The sequence below is a fragment of the Streptomyces sp. NPDC006385 genome (assembly GCF_040612485.1).
Taxonomy (GTDB): Bacteria; Actinomycetota; Actinomycetes; order Streptomycetales; family Streptomycetaceae; genus Streptomyces.
In genome coordinates, this window is record NZ_JBEXQG010000045.1 from 30825 (window position 1) to 47389 (window position 16565).

Sequence of the window (16565 nt, forward strand, 5' to 3'; positions counted from 1 at the left end):
GGACATGGGGTAGGGTGCCTGGCATGTTCGCGCACTCGACCCAGAACTGGTGGTGGACCGCTCATCCGGCGGCCCACTGACTGCGCGTACGCAAGACTTCGCGAAGGCCGCCCGAGGGGCGGCCTTCGGCGTTCCCGGGGTCGTTCCTCACCGCCATCGATCGACAGCGACATCGACATCGACGGAAGAGGAACCATGGACCTGGCACAGCTCCCGCACGACGCCCGCCCCTTCGCGCTGCTGCGCCGCCGCACGCCGGGCCACGACCACGACCGGGTCGAGGTCCTCCTCGGCCCGGTCACCGCATACGACCGCCTCGCCGACCTCCCCGACGAGGGCCTGGCGCTGGTCCCCTTCCGCCAGATCCGCGAGCGCGGCTTCGACGTGCGCGACGACGGCACGCCCCTGGTCGTGCTCACCCCCGAGGAGTCGTACGAGCTCCCGCTCGCCGACGCCCTGGCACAGCTCCCGTCGCACGACGTGCGCGTCGAGGGCGGTGGCTTCGACGTCGGCGACGAGGAGTACGCGGAGATCGTCGGGCGCGTGCTGCGGGAGGAGATCGGGCAGGGCGAGGGCGCGAACTTCGTGATCCGGCGGACGTACGAGGGGCGGATCCCCGGGTTCGGGCGGGCCGACGCGCTGGCGCTGTTCCGACGGCTGCTGGAGGGCGAGCGGGGGGCGTACTGGACGTTCGTCGTGCACACCGGGGAGCGGACGCTGGTCGGGGCCAGCCCGGAGGTGCACGTGAGGATGTCCGGCGGGACGGTCGTGATGAACCCGATCAGCGGGACGTACCGCTATCCCGCCGAGGGTCCGACGCCCGAGCACCTGCTCGGCTTCCTCGCCGACGGCAAGGAGATCGAGGAGCTGTCGATGGTCGTCGACGAGGAGCTCAAGATGATGTGCACCGTCGGCGACATGGGCGGGGTCGTCGTCGGGCCCCGGCTGAAGGAGATGGCGCACCTCGCGCACACCGAGTACGAGCTGCGCGGGAAGTCGTCGCTGGATGTGCGGGAGGTGCTGAGGGAGACCATGTTCGCGGCCACCGTCACCGGCTCGCCCGTGCAGAACGCGTGCCGGGTGATCGAGCGGCACGAGGTCGGGGGGCGCGGGTACTACGCCGGTGCGCTGGCCCTGGTCGGCCGGGACTCCGGCGGGGCCCAGACCCTCGACTCCCCCATCCTGATCCGCACCGCCGACATCGACGCGGACGGTGGGCTGCGGGTGCCCGTCGGCGCCACTCTGGTGCGCGGCTCGGACCCGGCGAGCGAGGTCGCGGAGACGCACACGAAGGCGGCCGGAGTGCTGACGGCCCTGGGCGTACGCCCGTCCCGGCCGCGTGCGGAGCACGCGCGCGTACGCCTCGCCGACGACCCACGCGTGCGTGCCGCGCTGGACGGGCGCCGGGCCTCGCTGGCGCCGTTCTGGCTGCGGATGCAGGAGCGGTCGGAGGAACTGAGCGGGCACGCCCTGGTCGTGGACGGGGAGGACACGTTCACGGCGATGCTCGCGCACGTGCTGCGGTCGAGCGGGCTGGAGGTGACCGTCCGGCGGTACGACGAGCCGGGGCTGCGGGAGGCGGTGCTCACGCACGAGGGCCCGGTGGTGCTGGGTCCCGGTCCCGGCGACCCGTCCGATCTGGAAGACCCCAAGATGCGGTTCCTGCGTGAGCTCACCGCCGAGGTCGTCCGCAACCACCGGCACGGCGTCCTCGGCGTCTGCCTCGGGCACGAGCTGATCGCGGCCGAGCTGGGGCTGGAGATCGTACGCAAGGAAGTGCCGTACCAGGGGGCGCAGACGACGATCGACCTGTTCGGGCGTCCGGAGACGGTCGGTTTCTACAACAGCTTCGTGGCGCGCTGCGACGACGAGGCGGCCGAGGAGCTGGGCGCGCACGGCGTCGAGATCAGCCGGTCCGACGATGCGGAGGTGCACGCCGTACGGGGGCCCGGGTTCGCCGGGGTGCAATTCCACCCGGAGTCGATCCTGACGCTGAACGGGGCGGCGGTCGTACGGGAGTTGGTCGGTCAGCTGCGGAACACGACCGTTTAGCGGAACACCGACCGCTTGGTCGTCCGGGGGCTGCCGCCCCCGGACCACCGCTCCGGCCGATGGTCAGCCGAAGAAGACCCCGACCTCGTCGTACAGCTTCGGGTCCACCGTCTTCAGCTTGGCCGTGGCGTCCGCGATCGGGACGCGGACGATGTCCGTGCCGCGCAGGGCGACCATCTTGCCGAAGTCGCCGTCATGGACGGCCTCGATGGCGTGCAGCCCGAAGCGGGTGGCGAGCCAGCGGTCGAAGGCGCTGGGCGTGCCGCCGCGCTGGACGTGGCCGAGGACGGTCGTCCGGGCCTCCTTCCCCGTCCGCTTCTCGATCTCCTTGGCCAGCCACTCGCCGACGCCGGACAGCCGGACGTGCCCGAAGGAGTCCAGCGACCCGTCCTTGAGGACCATGTCGCCGTCCTTCGGCATGGCGCCCTCGGCGACGACCACGATCGGGGCGTAGGACGCCTTGAAGCGGGAGGTCACCCAGGCGCACACCTTGTCGACGTCGAAGCGCTGCTCGGGGATGAGGATGACGTTGGCGCCGCCGGCCAGGCCGGAGTGGATGGCGATCCAGCCCGCGTGACGGCCCATCACCTCGACGACCAGGACGCGCATATGGGACTCGGCGGTGGTGTGCAGCCGGTCGATGGCCTCGGTCGCGATGCCGACCGCGGTGTCGAAGCCGAAGGTGTAGTCGGTGGCGGACAGGTCGTTGTCGATGGTCTTCGGGACGCCGACGCAGGGCACGCCGTACTCGTCGGACAGGCGGGTGGCGACGCCGAGGGTGTCCTCGCCGCCGATGGCGATGAGCGCCTCGACCTCCTGCTTGGCGAGGTTCTCCTTGATACGGCGGATGCCGTCCTCCTGCTTGAGGGGGTTGGTGCGCGAGGAGCCGAGGATGGTTCCGCCGCGGGGCAGGATGCCGCGCACGGCGGGGATGTCGAGACGGACGGTGTCGTTCTCGAGTGGACCTCGCCAGCCGTCCCGGAAGCCGACGAAGTCGTAGCCGTACTCCTGCACGCCCTTGCGGACGACGGCCCGGATGACGGCGTTGAGACCGGGGCAGTCGCCGCCTCCGGTCAGTACTCCGACCCGCATGGAAATATCCCTTCGCCGCGGTTGCCTGGTGAGGCCACGCTAATGGTGAGCCAGGTCACAACGGGATGGGTCGGAACGGCAATTCCGGTGAACCGCCGGGTGTTCGGTTTACGCGTCGTCAAGCCGACGACCGATGGATCACTCGTCGTCGAGACCGCGCTCTATCGCGTACCGCACCAGCTCCACCCGGTTGTGGAGCTGGAGCTTGCCGAGGGTGTTCTGGACGTGGTTCTGGACCGTGCGGTGGGAGATCACCAGGCGTTCGGCGATCTGCTTGTAGCTCAGGCCCTTGGCGACGAGCCGCAGCACCTCGGTCTCGCGCTCGGTGAGCTGCGGTGCCCCCGGCTGGTCGGCGTCGGGGGCGGCGGGCGCGGGCTCGGAGGCGAGGCGGCGGTACTCGCCGAGGACCAGTCCGGCCAGGCCCGGCGTGAACACCGGGTCGCCGACGGCCGTGCGGCGCACCGCGTCGAGGAGTTCGTCCGTCGAGGCCGACTTCAGCAGGTAACCGGTGGCGCCGGACTTCACGGCCTCCAGGACGTCGGCGTGCTCGCCGCTCGCGGACAGGACGAGGACGCGCAGGGCCGGGTTGTGGCCGACGAGTTCCTTGCAGACCTGGACGCCGGGCTTGGCGGGCAGGTTGAGGTCGAGCACGAGGACGTCGGGGGCGGCGGCCTTGGCGCGGCGTACCGCCTGGTCGCCGTCGCCCGCGGTGGCGACCACGTCGAAGCCGGACTCGGCCAGGTCGCGGGCGACCGCGTCGCGCCACATGGGGTGGTCGTCGACCACCATGACCTTGATGGGGCCCTGCTGTCCGTTCGCGGTGTCCGTCATCGCTGCTCCGCCTTCCCCCGTGAAGCGCTGCTGTCCTTCGGTACTTTCAGTTCCACTTCGGTGCCCTGCCCCGGCACCGAGATCAGCTCGGCACTGCCGCCGAGATCCCGCAGCCGCCCCCGGATCGACAGGGCGACCCCGAGCCGCCCCTCGCCCTCGGCCTGCGCGAGCCGGCCCTCGGGGATGCCGGGCCCGTCGTCCCGTACGGTGACGATCACCTCGTCGGGTTCGTCCTCGACCAGGATCCACGCGCGCGCGTGCTCCCCCGCGTGCTTACGGACGTTGTCCAGGGCGGCTCCCACGGCAGCGGCCAGCTCCCGCGCGGCGACCGGGGCCAGCGACACGGGCGCGCCGGGCTCGGCCAGGTTCACCTTGGCGCCCGCGTACGGGGCCAGCAGCGCACGCAGGTCGACGGGACCGGTGGCGTCGTCCGGCTCGTCCACAGCCCGTACGACCGCCCCCTCGGCGGAGTCCTCCGACACCCGGGACACGGGCACCAGGCCGCCCGAGACCAGGGTGCGCAGCGCCACCTCCTGCTCGCCGGCCATCCGGCCCAGCTCGGCCGCCTCGCCGCCGATGACGGCGCCGCGCCGCTGCACCATCGCCAGCACCTGAAGGACGCTGTCGTGGATGTCCCGGGCGAGCCGCTCCCGCTCACGGGTCGCCGCCTCGATCTCCAGGGCGCGGGCGAGGGTGCGCTCGGAGGCGCGGGCGACCTCGACGACGTAGCCGATGGCGATGGAGGCGATCCAGACGAGCAGCACCATGTGGACGGTGTCGCGGGTGGGTACGCCGGAGCGGTGGACCAGGTTGGCGGCGGCGACCAGCGTGGAGGCGAACGCGGCCCAGCGCCAGCCGCCCTTGATGGCGAACGCCAGCACGGCGCCCGCGGTCCATATCGACGGCAGGGTCGGGGCGCCCGCGTCGATCCGCTCGGGTGACTCGGCGAGCCGGGTGAGCAGGATTCCGGCCAGGGCGATGGTGAGGTCCACGGCGAGGAAGCGCTTGGTGCAGCTCGCGGCGTTGGCGACCCTGGGCAGGGTGGCCAGCGTCCACACGGCCAGTACGGCGAAGTAGGCGATGGCCACCCAGGGGCGGGCGACCTCGTCGTGGGCGCTGACGAAGAGACCGATCGCGTACACCAGGGTCAGCACCCGGTAGCCGGTGAGCGCACGCCACAGCGGCTGCTCGACGGACATCCTCATGACCCGCTCGCGCTCGGCCACTCGCCCCCACCCCTCGGCTCAGATGTGGCCGACTCTATTCGGACTGTTCCTTCTTCTTCCGCGCCTGTTCCTTCTCGGCCTTCGCCGCCTCCGCGAGCTGCCGTTTGGCGGCGGTCGCGTACATGTCGACGTATTCCTGGCCGGAGAGCTTCATGATCTCGTACATGACCTCGTCGGTCAGCGCGCGGAGCACGAACCGGTCGTGCTCCATGCCCCGGTACCGGCTGAAGTCCATGGGCTCGCCGATCCGGATGCCCGGCCGCATGAGCTTGGGCATGACCTGGCCCGGCGGCTGGATCTTCTCCGTGTCGATCATGGCGACCGGGATGACCGGCGCCCCGGTGGCGAGCGCCACGCGCGCGAGGCCACCGGGCTTGCCCCGGTACAGCCGGCCGTCGGGCGAGCGCGTGCCCTCCGGATAGATGCCGAACAACTCACCGCGCTCGAGGACCTCTATGCCGCTCTTGATGGCCGCCTCGCCCGCCCCGCGCGCCCCGGAGCGGTCCACGGGCAGCTGCCCGACGCCCTTGAAGAACGCGGCCGTCAGCCGGCCCTTGACGCCCGGGGTCGTGAAGTACTCGGCCTTCGCGATGAAGGTGACCTTGCGGTCGAGGACCGCGGGCAGGAAGAACGAGTCCGAGAAGGACAGGTGGTTGCTCGCCAGGATCGCGGGGCCCTCGGCGGGAATGTTCTCCAGCCCTTCCACCCAGGGCCTGAAAGCGACCTTCAGCGGTCCCCCGATGGCCACCTTCATCGCGCCGTACAACAACCGAGTGCCTCCTGTGTCTGTAGATCAGACCTTAACCCGGAGCACTGTCAAAGAGTCCGACGGCCCTGGTCGGTGTCAGTGCGGTCGCGTACGGTGAAGCACACGCCGTCCTTTCTCACGAACAGGAGACCGTAAAGGTGCCGGTCCTTCCTGGAGCCGAGCCGTACCGCCACGAGGGCGGGGAGGTCGGGGTCCTCCTCTGCCACGGCTTCACCGGTTCCCCCCAGTCGCTGCGCCCCTGGGCGGAGTACCTCGCCGAGCGCGAGCTCACCGTCTCGCTGCCGCTGCTGCCGGGGCACGGCACACGCTGGGAGGACCTGCGGCTCACCGGCTGGCAGGACTGGTACGCCGAGGTGGACCGCGCCCTGCGCGATCTGCGCGACCGCTGCGAGCGGGTCGTCGTGGCCGGCCTGGCCATGGGCGGCACGCTCGCGCTGCGGCTCGCCGCGAAGCACGGGGAGGACGTGGCCGGGGTGGTGGCCGTCAACCCGGCGAACAAGGTGCACGGCGTGTCCGCGTACGCCCTGCCCGTCTCCCGCCATCTCGTGCGTACGGCGCGCGGGATCACCGGGGACATCGCGAAGGGCGGTGTCGAGATCGGGTACGACCGGGTGCCGCTGCACGCGGCCCACTCCCTGCGGACCTTCTACCGCCTGGTCGACGGCGAGCTGCCGCAGGTCACCCAGCCGCTGCTGCTGCTGCGCGGCGCGCAGGACCACGTCGTGCCGGCGGAGGACTCGGCCCGGATCCTGAGCAGGGTGTCGTCGACGGACGTAACAGAGATCGTGCTGGAACAGAGCTGTCACGTGGCGACGTTGGACCATGACGCGAACCGGATCTTCGAGGAGAGCCTCGGCTTCATCGACCGGCTCGCGACCGGCGCCGGCAAGGAAGGGACGACCGCACGTGGCTGAGCACGATTCCGACCGCGGCAGACGCGAGGACCGCGACGATCGCGAGCCGGACGAGCAGCACGTCCCGTTCGACGAGGACGCCGCCTGGGCCGCGATCGTCGCCGGGTACGGCGACGAGCCGCCGGACCCGCCCGGCGCGAAGCCGTTCAAGTCGGTCGAGGACCTGGCGCTGCTGGAGTCCGACACGAACGACGCGACGGGCGACGCGACGGGCGACGCGACGGACAAGGAACCCCAGGGCGGCAAAGGTGAGCGGGGCGACAAGGCCGAGGCGCCCAAAGAATCGAAGGCGTCCGAGGCGTCCGAGGAGTCCAGGAAGCCCAAGGAGGACAAGCCGGTCAAGCCGCTCGGCAGCTCCGTCTCCTTCGCGCCCGGTGTCGGCCCCCGCGACTACAGCGTGGCCGAACCGTCCGAGGACGACTTCGACAGCGACGACGAGGGCCACTTCGTACCACCGGAGCCACCGCCGCTGCCCACCGCCGACACGACCGCGAAGTTCGCCTGGCTCGCCGTGATCGGCGGGCCGATCCTGCTGCTGTTCGCCGTCCTGTTCGGCTGGGAGATGACGTGGTGGCTGGCCACGCTGGGCATCGGCGGGTTCGTGGGCGGGTTCGCCACGCTGGTGATGCGGATGAAGACGGATGACGAGGACGACGACGATCCCGGGCGGGGTGCCGTCGTCTAGGACGCCGGGACTCTGAGGGCGGCCAGGACCGGAAGGTGGTCCGTGGCCGCCCTCAGGTCCGTCTCCGTCACGCCGGGGAGGCCCAGGGGCACACCGCAGCCGAGCACCTCGATGCCCTCGGTGGCGAAGAGGGCGTCGATGCGCTGATGGGGGTCGGCCGGGGTCGAGGTGTACTCGCTGCCCCACGGGGCGGTGGCCCAGCAGTCCTGGAGATCTTCGGCCATGCGCCGGAAGGTGCGGCCGCCGGGGCGTTCGTTCAGGTCGCCGCCCGCGACGGCGTGCTCCACACCCAGGCCGGCGAGGCGGTCGAGCAGCATGCCGCCCTGCTCGTGGCGCTCGTCGGTCTGGAGGCTGAGGTGGCAGCTGAGGACACCGACACGGGCTCCGCCGAACCGGACCACTGCCGTGGCGAAGCCGCGCCTGTGAAGGCCGGGGGTGAGCGGGAGGAGTACGTCCTCTGTCCGCTCGACGGTGGCGCGGAGGTTGCACAGGATCGCGGGTCCGGCCGCCGTGGCGCCGCCGGTGAGGATCACGAGGTTCGCCGCGCGGGCCAGGCGGGCGAGTTTCTTGCGCCAGCGGAAGAAGCGGGGGGCTTCTTGGATCAGGACCAGGTCGGGATCGCAGGCGGTGATGACGCGGGCGAGGGCGGCGGTGTCGTCGCGCATCGAGCGGATGTTGTAGCTCAGGACCCTGATGACCGCGGAACCGTCGGGCTCCGTGCGGGATTTGGGGAGCGACTCCATGTGGATCAATCTACGCCCGATGGCTCGGGGCGCGGGGTTCGTGTGCGACTGCCGGTTGTCTGTGGCTGGTCGCGCCCACGCGGCGGAGCCGACAGTGGTACAGCCCCGCGCCCCTGGGTGGGCATGGCCGCCGCACCCCGAGCATGCACCGTCACATGATCGGGTCGGGCTCCCTGGCCAGGTCGGCAGCGCCCACCAGCCCGGCCTCGTTGCCCAGCTGGGCGGCGATCACATCCGCCACCGGGCGCCAGTTGCCGCCCACCAGCCAGCGCTTGTAGGACTTGCGGATGGGGTCGAGGACCAGTTCGCCCTCGTCCGAGAGGCCGCCGCCGACGATGAAGGCGGACGGGTCGAACAGGGAGGCAAGGTCGGCGAGGCCGGCGCCGGCCCAGCGGGCGAGTTCGCGGTAGGAGTCGACGGCGACCGGGTCGCCCTGGCGGGCGGCCATGGAGATGTGCTTGCCCTCGATGCCCTCGGGGGTGCCGTCGCCCATGGCGAGCAGGATCTCGGCGTTCTCCGGGGTGGCGTTGGCGCGCTGCTTGGCGTAGCGGACCAGGGCGCGGCCGGAGGCGTACTGCTCCCAGCAGCCCTGGCTGCCGCAGCCGCACAGCAGGCCGTCCGGCACCATGCGGATGTGGCCGAACTCGGCGGCCACGCCGTAGTGCCCGCGGCGCAGCTTGTTGCCGATGATGATGCCGCCGCCGAGGCCGGTGCCGAGCGTGATGCAGATGACGTTGCGGTGGCCCTTGCCCGCGCCGAACTTGTACTCGCCCCAGGCGGCCGCGTTGGCGTCGTTCTCGACGACGACCGGGAGGCCCACACGGGCCTCGACCTTCTCCTTCAGCGGCTCGTTGCGCCAGTGGATGTTGGGGGCGAAGTAGACCTCGGAGCGCTGGCGGTTGACGTAACCGGCCGCACCGATGCCCACGCCGACGATCTCGTGCCCGACGCGCGCGCCCTCCACGGCGGAGGCGATGGCGTCCACGATGCCCTCGGGCGTGCCCGGGGTCGGCACCTTGTGGGTCGAGAGGATGTTGCCTTCCTCATCGACCACGCCGGCCGCGATCTTCGTGCCGCCGATGTCGACGCCGATGGTGAGTCCCATGAATCCCTCAGTTTCGGTCGAGCCCCGCTACGGCCAACCGTACCCGAGGCCCTGCCGTCGGGTGCCCGTCGTCCGCCCGGCGGACGGGCCGCCGAGGGCTCGCCGTGGCGGGCTCCGTCCGTCGGCGGTTCCGGGGGCTCAGTCGAGGTCGATGCGCTGGCCGGGCCCGGCCTCGTCGCCCCGGTCCGGGCGCTCGGCCGGGTCGTGGCCGTCGGTCTTCCGGGTCGTCCAGCGCTGTTCCTGGGCCTGGACCGCGGAGCGGTAGGCGGCGAGGAGTTCGGTGCCGGCCGCGGCGAGGTGGTCGAAGACGTCCGGGTTGCGCTCGATGACGGGCTCGACGGCGGCCTTGGCCTGCTCCACCACCTGCTTGACCACCTGCTGGGCGGCGGGTCCGGCGACCGCGCCGAGCAGCGGGGACTGGATGTTCGACAGCTTGTCCGCGACGGCGTCGACGAGCTTGCGCAGTTCCTCGGCGGCCGAGCCCGGGGGCGGGCCGTGCTCGGCGCGGCGGCGGGCCTTCTCCGCCGCGAGGTCCTCGGCGCAGGCCGTCGCCCAGGCGTCGGTGTCGGTCGCCCGCACCTCGTCGGCCCGTACCTCGTCGATCGCCTCGTGCTCTCCCCCACTCTCGGCTTCGTTCGAGCGGGGGGACCCCCACGCGTCGGACGGGGGGAGATCTTCGCTCATGACGGACTCCTGACTACGGCTCGTCTCTCCGACGTTACCCGAACGGGCGTACCTGCTTCATCGGGTCCGCGGCCACAGGTCCGGATCCGGGGCGAACCGGATGCGCAGCTCGCCGTCCCGCAGCGCGGCCCCGTCCACCCGGCATCGGCGCAGCGCGGACGGCAGGGAGACGATGCGCCGGAACTGCCCTGCGGTGACGACGAGTTCGTCGCCGCGCCGGACGAGGTCGAGTTCGTCGCGCAGGGCGCCGGGCAGGGGGATGTGCCAGACGAGGACGCCGTCCTCGGCGAGCCGGTCGGCGACGGGCCACTCGACGGTGGAGGACGTGTCGTTGACGGCGGCCACGGCGAGGGTGTCGAGGTCGTCGGCGCCGCGGGGGTCGCGGCCGAGGTGCGCGACAGCGTGGACGTCGTGGTGCTCGCGCCATTCCTCCAGGACCTTGCGCTGCTGGGTGACGGGTCCGGCGAGCCAGCTGCCCGCCGTCGCCTCCGTCTCCGGCAGGATCCGGTTGGCGACCAGCAGGTCGGGGCGCAGGCCGCGCAGGGCGAGGGCGAGACCGGCGGCCCGTACGGCGTCGGCCCCGCCCGGGCCCGGTTCGGCGACCAGCCGTACGACGGTGTCGCGGTCGGCGACGACGGCTTCGACGGCGGCGAGTTCGACGTCCCAGCGGGCCGCGGTCTCGTAGAGCCACTCCGCGGGCATCGGGACGCCGGCCAGCCGTCCCAGGACGGGCCGCAGGGCGCGGGCCGCCTGCCGCTCGGAGGGGAGCAGCCGGCGCAGATAGCGGCGCAGTTCTTCGGGCAGGGAGAGGAGGGCGAGGGCGTGCGGGGTGGCCGGCAGGTCGACGACGAGGAGGTCATGGGCCTCGGCGAGCGCGGCGTCCCGCAGGGCGCGGAGCAGCGCGAGTTCCTCGGCGCCGGGGAGGGGGGTGACCTCTTCCGGGTCGAGGCGGGAGGCGCCGAGGAGGTCGAGGGCGGTGGTCGCGCGTTCCTGGAAGGCGGCGAGGTCGTCCCGGAAACCGACGGCGGCGTCCGGGCGCCAGGCGGTGAGGTGCTCGGTGACCTGGTTCGGGGTCACGCCCGTGGTCGTGCCGAGGGCGGCGCCCAGGGTGTCGGTGCGGTCGGCGCTGAGGACCAGGGTTCTGGTGCCGCCCGCCGCCGCCGTGAGCGCGGTGGCCGCGGCGACGGTGGTACGGCCGCTGCCGCCGGGGCCGGTGATCAGGATGGTGCGCATGGGGGTGAACCGTAACGGACGCCGCGGGTGCGCCCCCGCCCGGCGGGGGCCCGGCGCCGGCGCGTACCCCCACCCGCCCGCGGCGCGGCGCCTACTTGCCCGACTCCACCCGCTTCTTCAGGCCCGCCAGTGCCCGGTCGATGATGACCTTCTCGGCCTTGCGCTTGATCATGCCGAGCATCGGGATCTTGACGTCGACCGTCAGCCGGTACGTGACCTCGGTGGCCCCGGCCCCCGCCGGCTTGAGGATGTAGGAGCCGTCCAGCGACCGCAGCATCTGGGACTTCACCAGCGTCCAGGACACCTCGTGCTCGCCGCCCCAGGTGTACGCCAGCACCTGGTCGTCCTTGATCGCGCCGGCGTCCATGACGAGACGGACCTGCTCGGCACGGCCCTCGGCGTCGGTCTTGAGGACCTCGGCCTCCTTCACCTCGCCGGTCCAGTCCGGGTAGCGGGCGAAGTCGGCGATCACCCCCATCACGTCGGCCGGTGCCGCCTCGATCGTGATGCTCGAGCTGGTGTGTTCCGCCATCGCTGTGGCTCCTCCAGATGCGGGCCGGTAAGAAGTCGTGGTGCGCACGCGTGCGCAGCGTGAAGGCTACCGCGCGCCCGACCGGCCGACTTCACCCCCACCTGCGCCGATCGCCGGCTCCCCGCCCGCCGGACCGGAATTCGCTCACCATTCCAGCGCCCACGGCTTTCCCGTCCCGGCGAAATGCCCCACGTTCACGCATTCCGTCGCCCCGATCCGCATCCGCCGGACCAGCGGCTGGTGGACGTGACCGAACAGCGCGTAGCGGGGCCGCGTACGGCGGATCGCCTCCAGCAGCGCCCGGCTCCCGCGCTCGAAGCGCCGCGCCACCGTGTCGTACACCAGTTCCGGGACCTCCGGCGGAATGTGCGTGCACAGCACGTCCACCTCCCCCACGGCCTCGATCTTCGCCGCATACTCCTCGTCGCTGATCTCGTAGGGTGTGCGCATCGGGGTGCGCAGGCCGCCGCCCACGAACCCGAAGGTCCAGCCGCCGATCTCGACCCGCTCCCCGTCCAGCACCGTCGTGCCCGGCCCGGCGTATTCCGGCCACAGGGGCGGCATGTCGACATTGCCGTAGGTGGCGTACGTCGGCGTCGGGAACGCCGCGAACATCTCGGCGTACTGCTTGCGCACCGCCTTCTCGATCACCGCGCGCCGGTCCGAGCCGATCCCGGCCCACAGCCGCGCCCCGAACTCCCGCGCCTCCTCGAAGCGCCGGGCGGTGCGCAGCTCCACGATGCGGTCGGCGTTCGCCACGCCGAACAGGTCGGGGAAGATGCCGCGCGAGTGGTCGGCGTAGTCCAGGAACAGCACCAGGTCGCCCAGGCAGATCAGGGCGTCGGCACCCTCGCCGGCCCTGGCCAGGTCGCGGGCGTTGCCGTGCACGTCGCTGACCACATGTACGCGTGTCTTGCGGTTTCCCGTCGGTGTGGGTGCCATGACGATCAAGGGTAAGCGTGTGCGGCATACGTGAACAATGGCGGGCGGACCGATGGTTACTGGCCAGTCGTCAGACCGCTCGACTACTGTGCGCGCAGAAGCACCAATCCGTGTGACGCAGCGAACATCTCGTCGGGACCCCCTGTCGAAGAAGCCATACCGGCGGGTAACGTCCGGTCGGTCCAGTCGTGCTCTGGATTTCAACATGTGAATCCCCGAGCACTTGCCCGAGCCTTGGACCGCACGGTCGCATCACACAACGTCGTGGCGCCGGCGCCCTATGAGGAGCAGCAGTCTTGCGCGAGTTCAGCCTTCCGGCTTTGTACGAGGTCCCTGCGGACGGGAATCTGACCGACATCGTCCGCAGAAACGCCGCGCAGCACCCGGACGTCGCCGTCATCGCCCGCAAGGTGGGCGGTGCCTGGCAGGACGTGACGGCCACCGCGTTCCTGGCCGAGGTGCGCGCGGCCGCGAAGGGGCTCGTCGCCGCCGGAGTCCGGCCGGGCGACCGGGTCGGCCTGATGTCCCGCACCCGCTACGAGTGGACCCTGCTCGACTTCGCGATCTGGTCGGCGGGCGCGGTCACCGTGCCCGTGTACGAGACCAGCTCGGCGGAGCAGGTCCAGTGGATCCTGGGCGACTCGGGCGCGACCGCCATGATCACGGAGCTGGACAACCACACGGCCGCCGTCGAGTCGGTGCGCGACCGGCTGCCCGCGCTCAAGCACGTCTGGCAGATCGAGGCCGGGGGCGTGGAGGAGCTGGGCCGGCTCGGGCAGGACATCAGCGACGCCACGGTCGAGGAGCGCAGCTCGCTGGCGAAGGCGGACGACCCGGCGACCATCGTGTACACGTCCGGCACCACGGGGCGCCCCAAGGGCTGCGTGCTCACCCACCGCAGCTTCTTCGCCGAGTGCGGGAACATCGTGGAGCGCCTGCGGCCGCTGTTCCGCACGGGCGAGTGCTCCGTGCTGCTCTTCCTGCCGCTCGCGCACGTCTTCGGCCGGCTGGTGCAGATCGCGCCGATGATGGCGCCGATCAGGCTCGGCTGCGTTCCGGACATCAAGAACCTCACCGACGAGCTCGCCTCGTTCCGCCCGACGCTGATCCTGGGCGTGCCGCGGGTCTTCGAGAAGGTCTACAACTCGGCCCGCGCCAAGGCCCAGGCGGACGGCAAGGGCAAGATCTTCGACAAGGCGGCGGACACCGCGATCGCCTACAGCAAGGCGCTGGACACCCCGTCGGGCCCGCCCGTGGGCCTGAAGATCAAACACAAGGTCTTCGACAAGCTCGTCTACAGCAAGCTGCGCGCGGTCCTCGGCGGCAAGGGCGAGTACGCCATCTCCGGCGGCGCTCCGCTCGGCGAGCGGCTCGGGCACTTCTTCCGCGGCATCGGCTTCACGGTCCTGGAGGGCTACGGCCTGACCGAGTCCTGCGCCGCCACCGCCTTCAACCCCTGGGACCGGCAGAAGATCGGCACGGTCGGCCAGCCGCTGCCGGGTTCCGTGGTGCGGATCGCGGACGACGGGGAGGTGCTGCTGCACGGCGAGCACCTGTTCAAGGAGTACTGGAACAACCCGGGCGCGACCGAGGAGGCGCTGGCCGACGGCTGGTTCCACACCGGTGACATCGGCACCCTCGACGAGGACGGCTACCTCAGGATCACCGGCCGCAAGAAGGAGATCATCGTCACCGCGGGCGGCAAGAACGTCGCCCCGGCCGTGATCGAGGACCGCATCCGGGCGCACGCGCTGGTCGCGGAGTGCATGGTGGTGGGCGACGGTCGGCCGTTCGTGGGCGCGCTGGTCACCCTCGACGAGGAGTTCCTGGGCCGCTGGTGTGCCGAGCACGGCAAGCCGGCGGGCTCCACCGCGGCGTCGCTGCACGAGGACTCCGACCTGCTGGCCGCGATCCAGTCGGCGGTCGACGACGGCAACGCCGCGGTGTCGAAGGCGGAATCGGTGCGGAAGTTCCGCATTCTGCCCTCCCAGTTCACGGAGGACTCGGGCCATCTGACGCCGTCGCTGAAGCTCAAGCGCAACGTCGTGGCGAAGGACTTCGCGGACGAGATCGAGGCGATCTACCAGAAGTAGCACGCCCTTTCCGAGGCGGTGGCCGAGGCGGTACGACGGTTCATGGCGCGGTGTCCTCCACGAGGACCCGCGCCATCGTCCGTTCGGCGAGCGCGGTGATCGTCACGAAGGGGTTCACGCCGATCGACCCGGGCACGAGCGAGCCGTCGGTGACGTACAGCCGCGCGTACCCCTTCACCCGGCCGTAGTCGTCGGTCGCCTTCCCGAGCACGCAGCCGCCCAGCGGGTGGTAGGTGAAGTCGTCGGCGAAGACCTTGTCGGCCGAGCCGAACAGGTCGTACCGGTAGATCGTGGAGTTCGCTCTGTTGATCCGGTCGAACAGGTTCTTCGCCATGCCCACCGACACGGCACTCTGCGCGGCGGACCAGCCCAGCTTCACCCCGCCGGAAGCCGAGTCGTACGAGAAGGACGCCCGCTCGGGGTTCTTGGTGATCGCCAGATAGAGGCTGACCCAGTGCTCCAGTCCCGTCGGCAGCGGCGCGATCTCGGCGAAGACGGGGTTGGCGGCGTTGGCCCAGTCGTCGATGCCCATGACCGGCATGGTCGACTGGTTCTCCCCGACCGTGTCCCACAGGTGGTTGGCCCGGCCGAGCATCACGTTGCCGTTGGCCCCCCACCCGGTGCCGACGCTCGCGTCCAGGGCGGGCAGCGTGCCTGAATCGCGGGCGCGGACGAGGAGTTCGGTGGTGCCTGTGCTGCCGCCGCCGAGGAAGAGGTACGTGCAGCCGTACTCCTTGGTCCCGACGACCGTGCCGGTGTCGTCGATCCGGTCGGCGGTCACCAGGTACGTCCCGTCGGCCGCCCTGCTGATCGACCGCACTTTCTCCAGGGTGTGGAGGGTGACGTTCCCGGTGCCGAGCGCGGCGGCCAGGTACGTCTTGTCGAGGGTGCGCTTGCCGTGGTTGTTGCCGTAGATGACCTCACCGGCCAGCGCGGACTTCGTCGCCGTACCGGCCGCCTCGCGTCGCATGTGCCCGAAGTCGTAGACGCTGGGCACGAAGGTGGTCCGCAGGCCGGCGTTGGCGGCGTGCTTGCGGGAGATCCGGGTGAAGCGGTACCACTCCGTGGACTCGAACCACGCGGGGTCGATGGTGTTGACGCCCAGCATGGAGCGGGCGCGGGGGAAGTACGTGCGGTACATCTCCGCGGTGTCCACGGTCGGGAACTGCTCGGCGAAGTAGGACCGGAGCGGGGTGACCGCCATGCCGCCGTTGACCAGGGAGCCGCCGCCGACGCCACGGCCGACGTAGACGGACATGTGGTCGTAGCGGACGCGGTCCAGGACTCCCGGATACGCGCTGATGTCCTTGTTGACCACGTCCAGCCACAGGAAGGTGGCCAGGGGCGCCTCGGTGCGGGTGCGGAACCACATGGAGCGCTGGTCGGGGGCGCTGGTGGAGCAGAAGACCTTGCCGTCGGGGCCGGGGGTGTTCCACAGGCGGCCCATTTCGAGGACGAGGGTGCGGATGCCGGCCTGGCCGAGGCGGAGGGCGGCGACGGCACCGCCGTAGCCCGAGCCGACGACGACGGCGGGGGCGTGTTCGACCGCGTCGGGCTCGGCGGCCCGGGCGGACGCGAGGGAGACACGGGTGAAGCCGAGGGCGGCCGCGGTCTGCAGGGCGGCCATACCGAGGATGTGACGTCTTGTCAGGTGACGCTGCATC

Annotated in this window: 16 protein-coding genes; 5 read left to right on the plus strand and 11 right to left on the minus strand. The window is 71.4% G+C overall.

Features of this window, described 5'->3' with window-relative positions; translation table 11 throughout:
- Positions 1-23: 23 nt before the first annotated feature.
- Together ABZ078_RS28790 and ABZ078_RS28795 are read left to right on the plus strand one after the other, a co-directional pair.
- Positions 24-80 carry a trp operon leader peptide gene (locus tag ABZ078_RS28790; RefSeq protein ID WP_071528813.1) on the plus strand — a complete coding sequence of 19 codons (57 nt, stop codon included), beginning with the start codon at positions 24-26 and terminating at the stop codon, positions 78-80.
- 115 nt (positions 81-195) lie between these two features.
- Entirely contained in the window at positions 196-2052 is a 1857-nt protein-coding gene (locus tag ABZ078_RS28795; RefSeq protein ID WP_356579939.1) for an anthranilate synthase family protein, read from the plus strand.
- 63 nt (positions 2053-2115) lie between these two features.
- Here the strand turns inward: ABZ078_RS28795 and ABZ078_RS28800 are convergent, their stop codons facing one another.
- From ABZ078_RS28800 to ABZ078_RS28815, 4 genes are all read right to left on the minus strand, one after another.
- Entirely contained in the window at positions 2116-3144 is a 1029-nt protein-coding gene (locus ABZ078_RS28800) for a 6-phosphofructokinase (protein WP_356579941.1), read from the minus strand.
- Between the two features lie 138 nt (positions 3145-3282).
- Entirely contained in the window at positions 3283-3975 is a 693-nt protein-coding gene (locus tag ABZ078_RS28805) for a response regulator transcription factor (RefSeq protein WP_356579943.1), read from the minus strand.
- Positions 3972-5201 (minus strand): DUF5931 domain-containing protein, encoded by a 1230-nt coding sequence (locus ABZ078_RS28810; protein WP_356579945.1) that lies wholly within the window; start codon positions 5199-5201, stop codon positions 3972-3974. Before ABZ078_RS28810 ends, ABZ078_RS28805 begins: the two co-directional genes overlap by 4 nt.
- Before the next feature lie 34 nt (positions 5202-5235).
- Positions 5236-5955: a lysophospholipid acyltransferase family protein gene (locus ABZ078_RS28815; RefSeq protein WP_356580005.1), complete on the minus strand. Its 720-nt coding sequence runs from the start codon at positions 5953-5955 to the stop codon at positions 5236-5238.
- Between the two features lie 152 nt (positions 5956-6107).
- Between ABZ078_RS28815 and ABZ078_RS28820 the strand changes: the two genes are divergently transcribed.
- On the plus strand, positions 6108-6884 hold the full coding sequence (locus ABZ078_RS28820) for an alpha/beta fold hydrolase (RefSeq protein ID WP_356579946.1): 777 nt from the start codon (positions 6108-6110) through the stop codon (positions 6882-6884).
- Positions 6877-7569: a hypothetical protein gene (locus ABZ078_RS28825; RefSeq protein WP_356579948.1), complete on the plus strand. Its 693-nt coding sequence runs from the start codon at positions 6877-6879 to the stop codon at positions 7567-7569. Before ABZ078_RS28820 ends, ABZ078_RS28825 begins: the two co-directional genes overlap by 8 nt.
- On the opposite strand, the gene ABZ078_RS28830 is transcribed toward ABZ078_RS28825, so the two are convergent.
- The 6 genes from ABZ078_RS28830 to ABZ078_RS28855 form a co-directional block, all read right to left on the minus strand.
- Entirely contained in the window at positions 7566-8312 is a 747-nt protein-coding gene (locus ABZ078_RS28830) for an endonuclease/exonuclease/phosphatase family protein (RefSeq protein ID WP_356579950.1), read from the minus strand. The genes ABZ078_RS28825 and ABZ078_RS28830 overlap by 4 nt on opposite strands.
- Positions 8313-8463: 151 nt before the next feature.
- Positions 8464-9417, minus strand: coding sequence for an ROK family glucokinase (locus tag ABZ078_RS28835; protein WP_356579951.1), 954 nt, complete (start codon positions 9415-9417; stop codon positions 8464-8466).
- A gap of 138 nt (positions 9418-9555) precedes the next feature.
- Positions 9556-10101 (minus strand): DUF5304 domain-containing protein, encoded by a 546-nt coding sequence (locus tag ABZ078_RS28840; protein WP_356579953.1) that lies wholly within the window; start codon positions 10099-10101, stop codon positions 9556-9558.
- A gap of 57 nt (positions 10102-10158) precedes the next feature.
- Positions 10159-11334 carry an ArsA-related P-loop ATPase gene (locus ABZ078_RS28845; RefSeq protein ID WP_356579955.1) on the minus strand — a complete coding sequence of 392 codons (1176 nt, stop codon included), beginning with the start codon at positions 11332-11334 and terminating at the stop codon, positions 10159-10161.
- A 91-nt stretch (positions 11335-11425) separates the two neighbouring features.
- Entirely contained in the window at positions 11426-11866 is a 441-nt protein-coding gene (locus tag ABZ078_RS28850; protein ID WP_356579957.1) for an SRPBCC family protein, read from the minus strand.
- Positions 11867-12010: 144 nt separating this feature from the next.
- Positions 12011-12808 (minus strand): metallophosphoesterase, encoded by a 798-nt coding sequence (locus ABZ078_RS28855; protein WP_356579959.1) that lies wholly within the window; start codon positions 12806-12808, stop codon positions 12011-12013.
- Between the two features lie 296 nt (positions 12809-13104).
- Between ABZ078_RS28855 and ABZ078_RS28860 the strand changes: the two genes are divergently transcribed.
- Positions 13105-14901, plus strand: a complete 1797-nt coding sequence (locus ABZ078_RS28860; RefSeq protein WP_356579961.1) for an AMP-dependent synthetase/ligase — start codon at positions 13105-13107, stop codon at positions 14899-14901.
- Positions 14902-14941: 40 nt separating this feature from the next.
- Here ABZ078_RS28860 and ABZ078_RS28865 read toward each other — a convergent pair whose 3' ends face one another.
- Positions 14942-16528 carry a GMC oxidoreductase gene (locus ABZ078_RS28865; RefSeq protein WP_356580007.1) on the minus strand — a complete coding sequence of 529 codons (1587 nt, stop codon included), beginning with the start codon at positions 16526-16528 and terminating at the stop codon, positions 14942-14944.
- Positions 16529-16565: the final 37 nt, after the last annotated feature.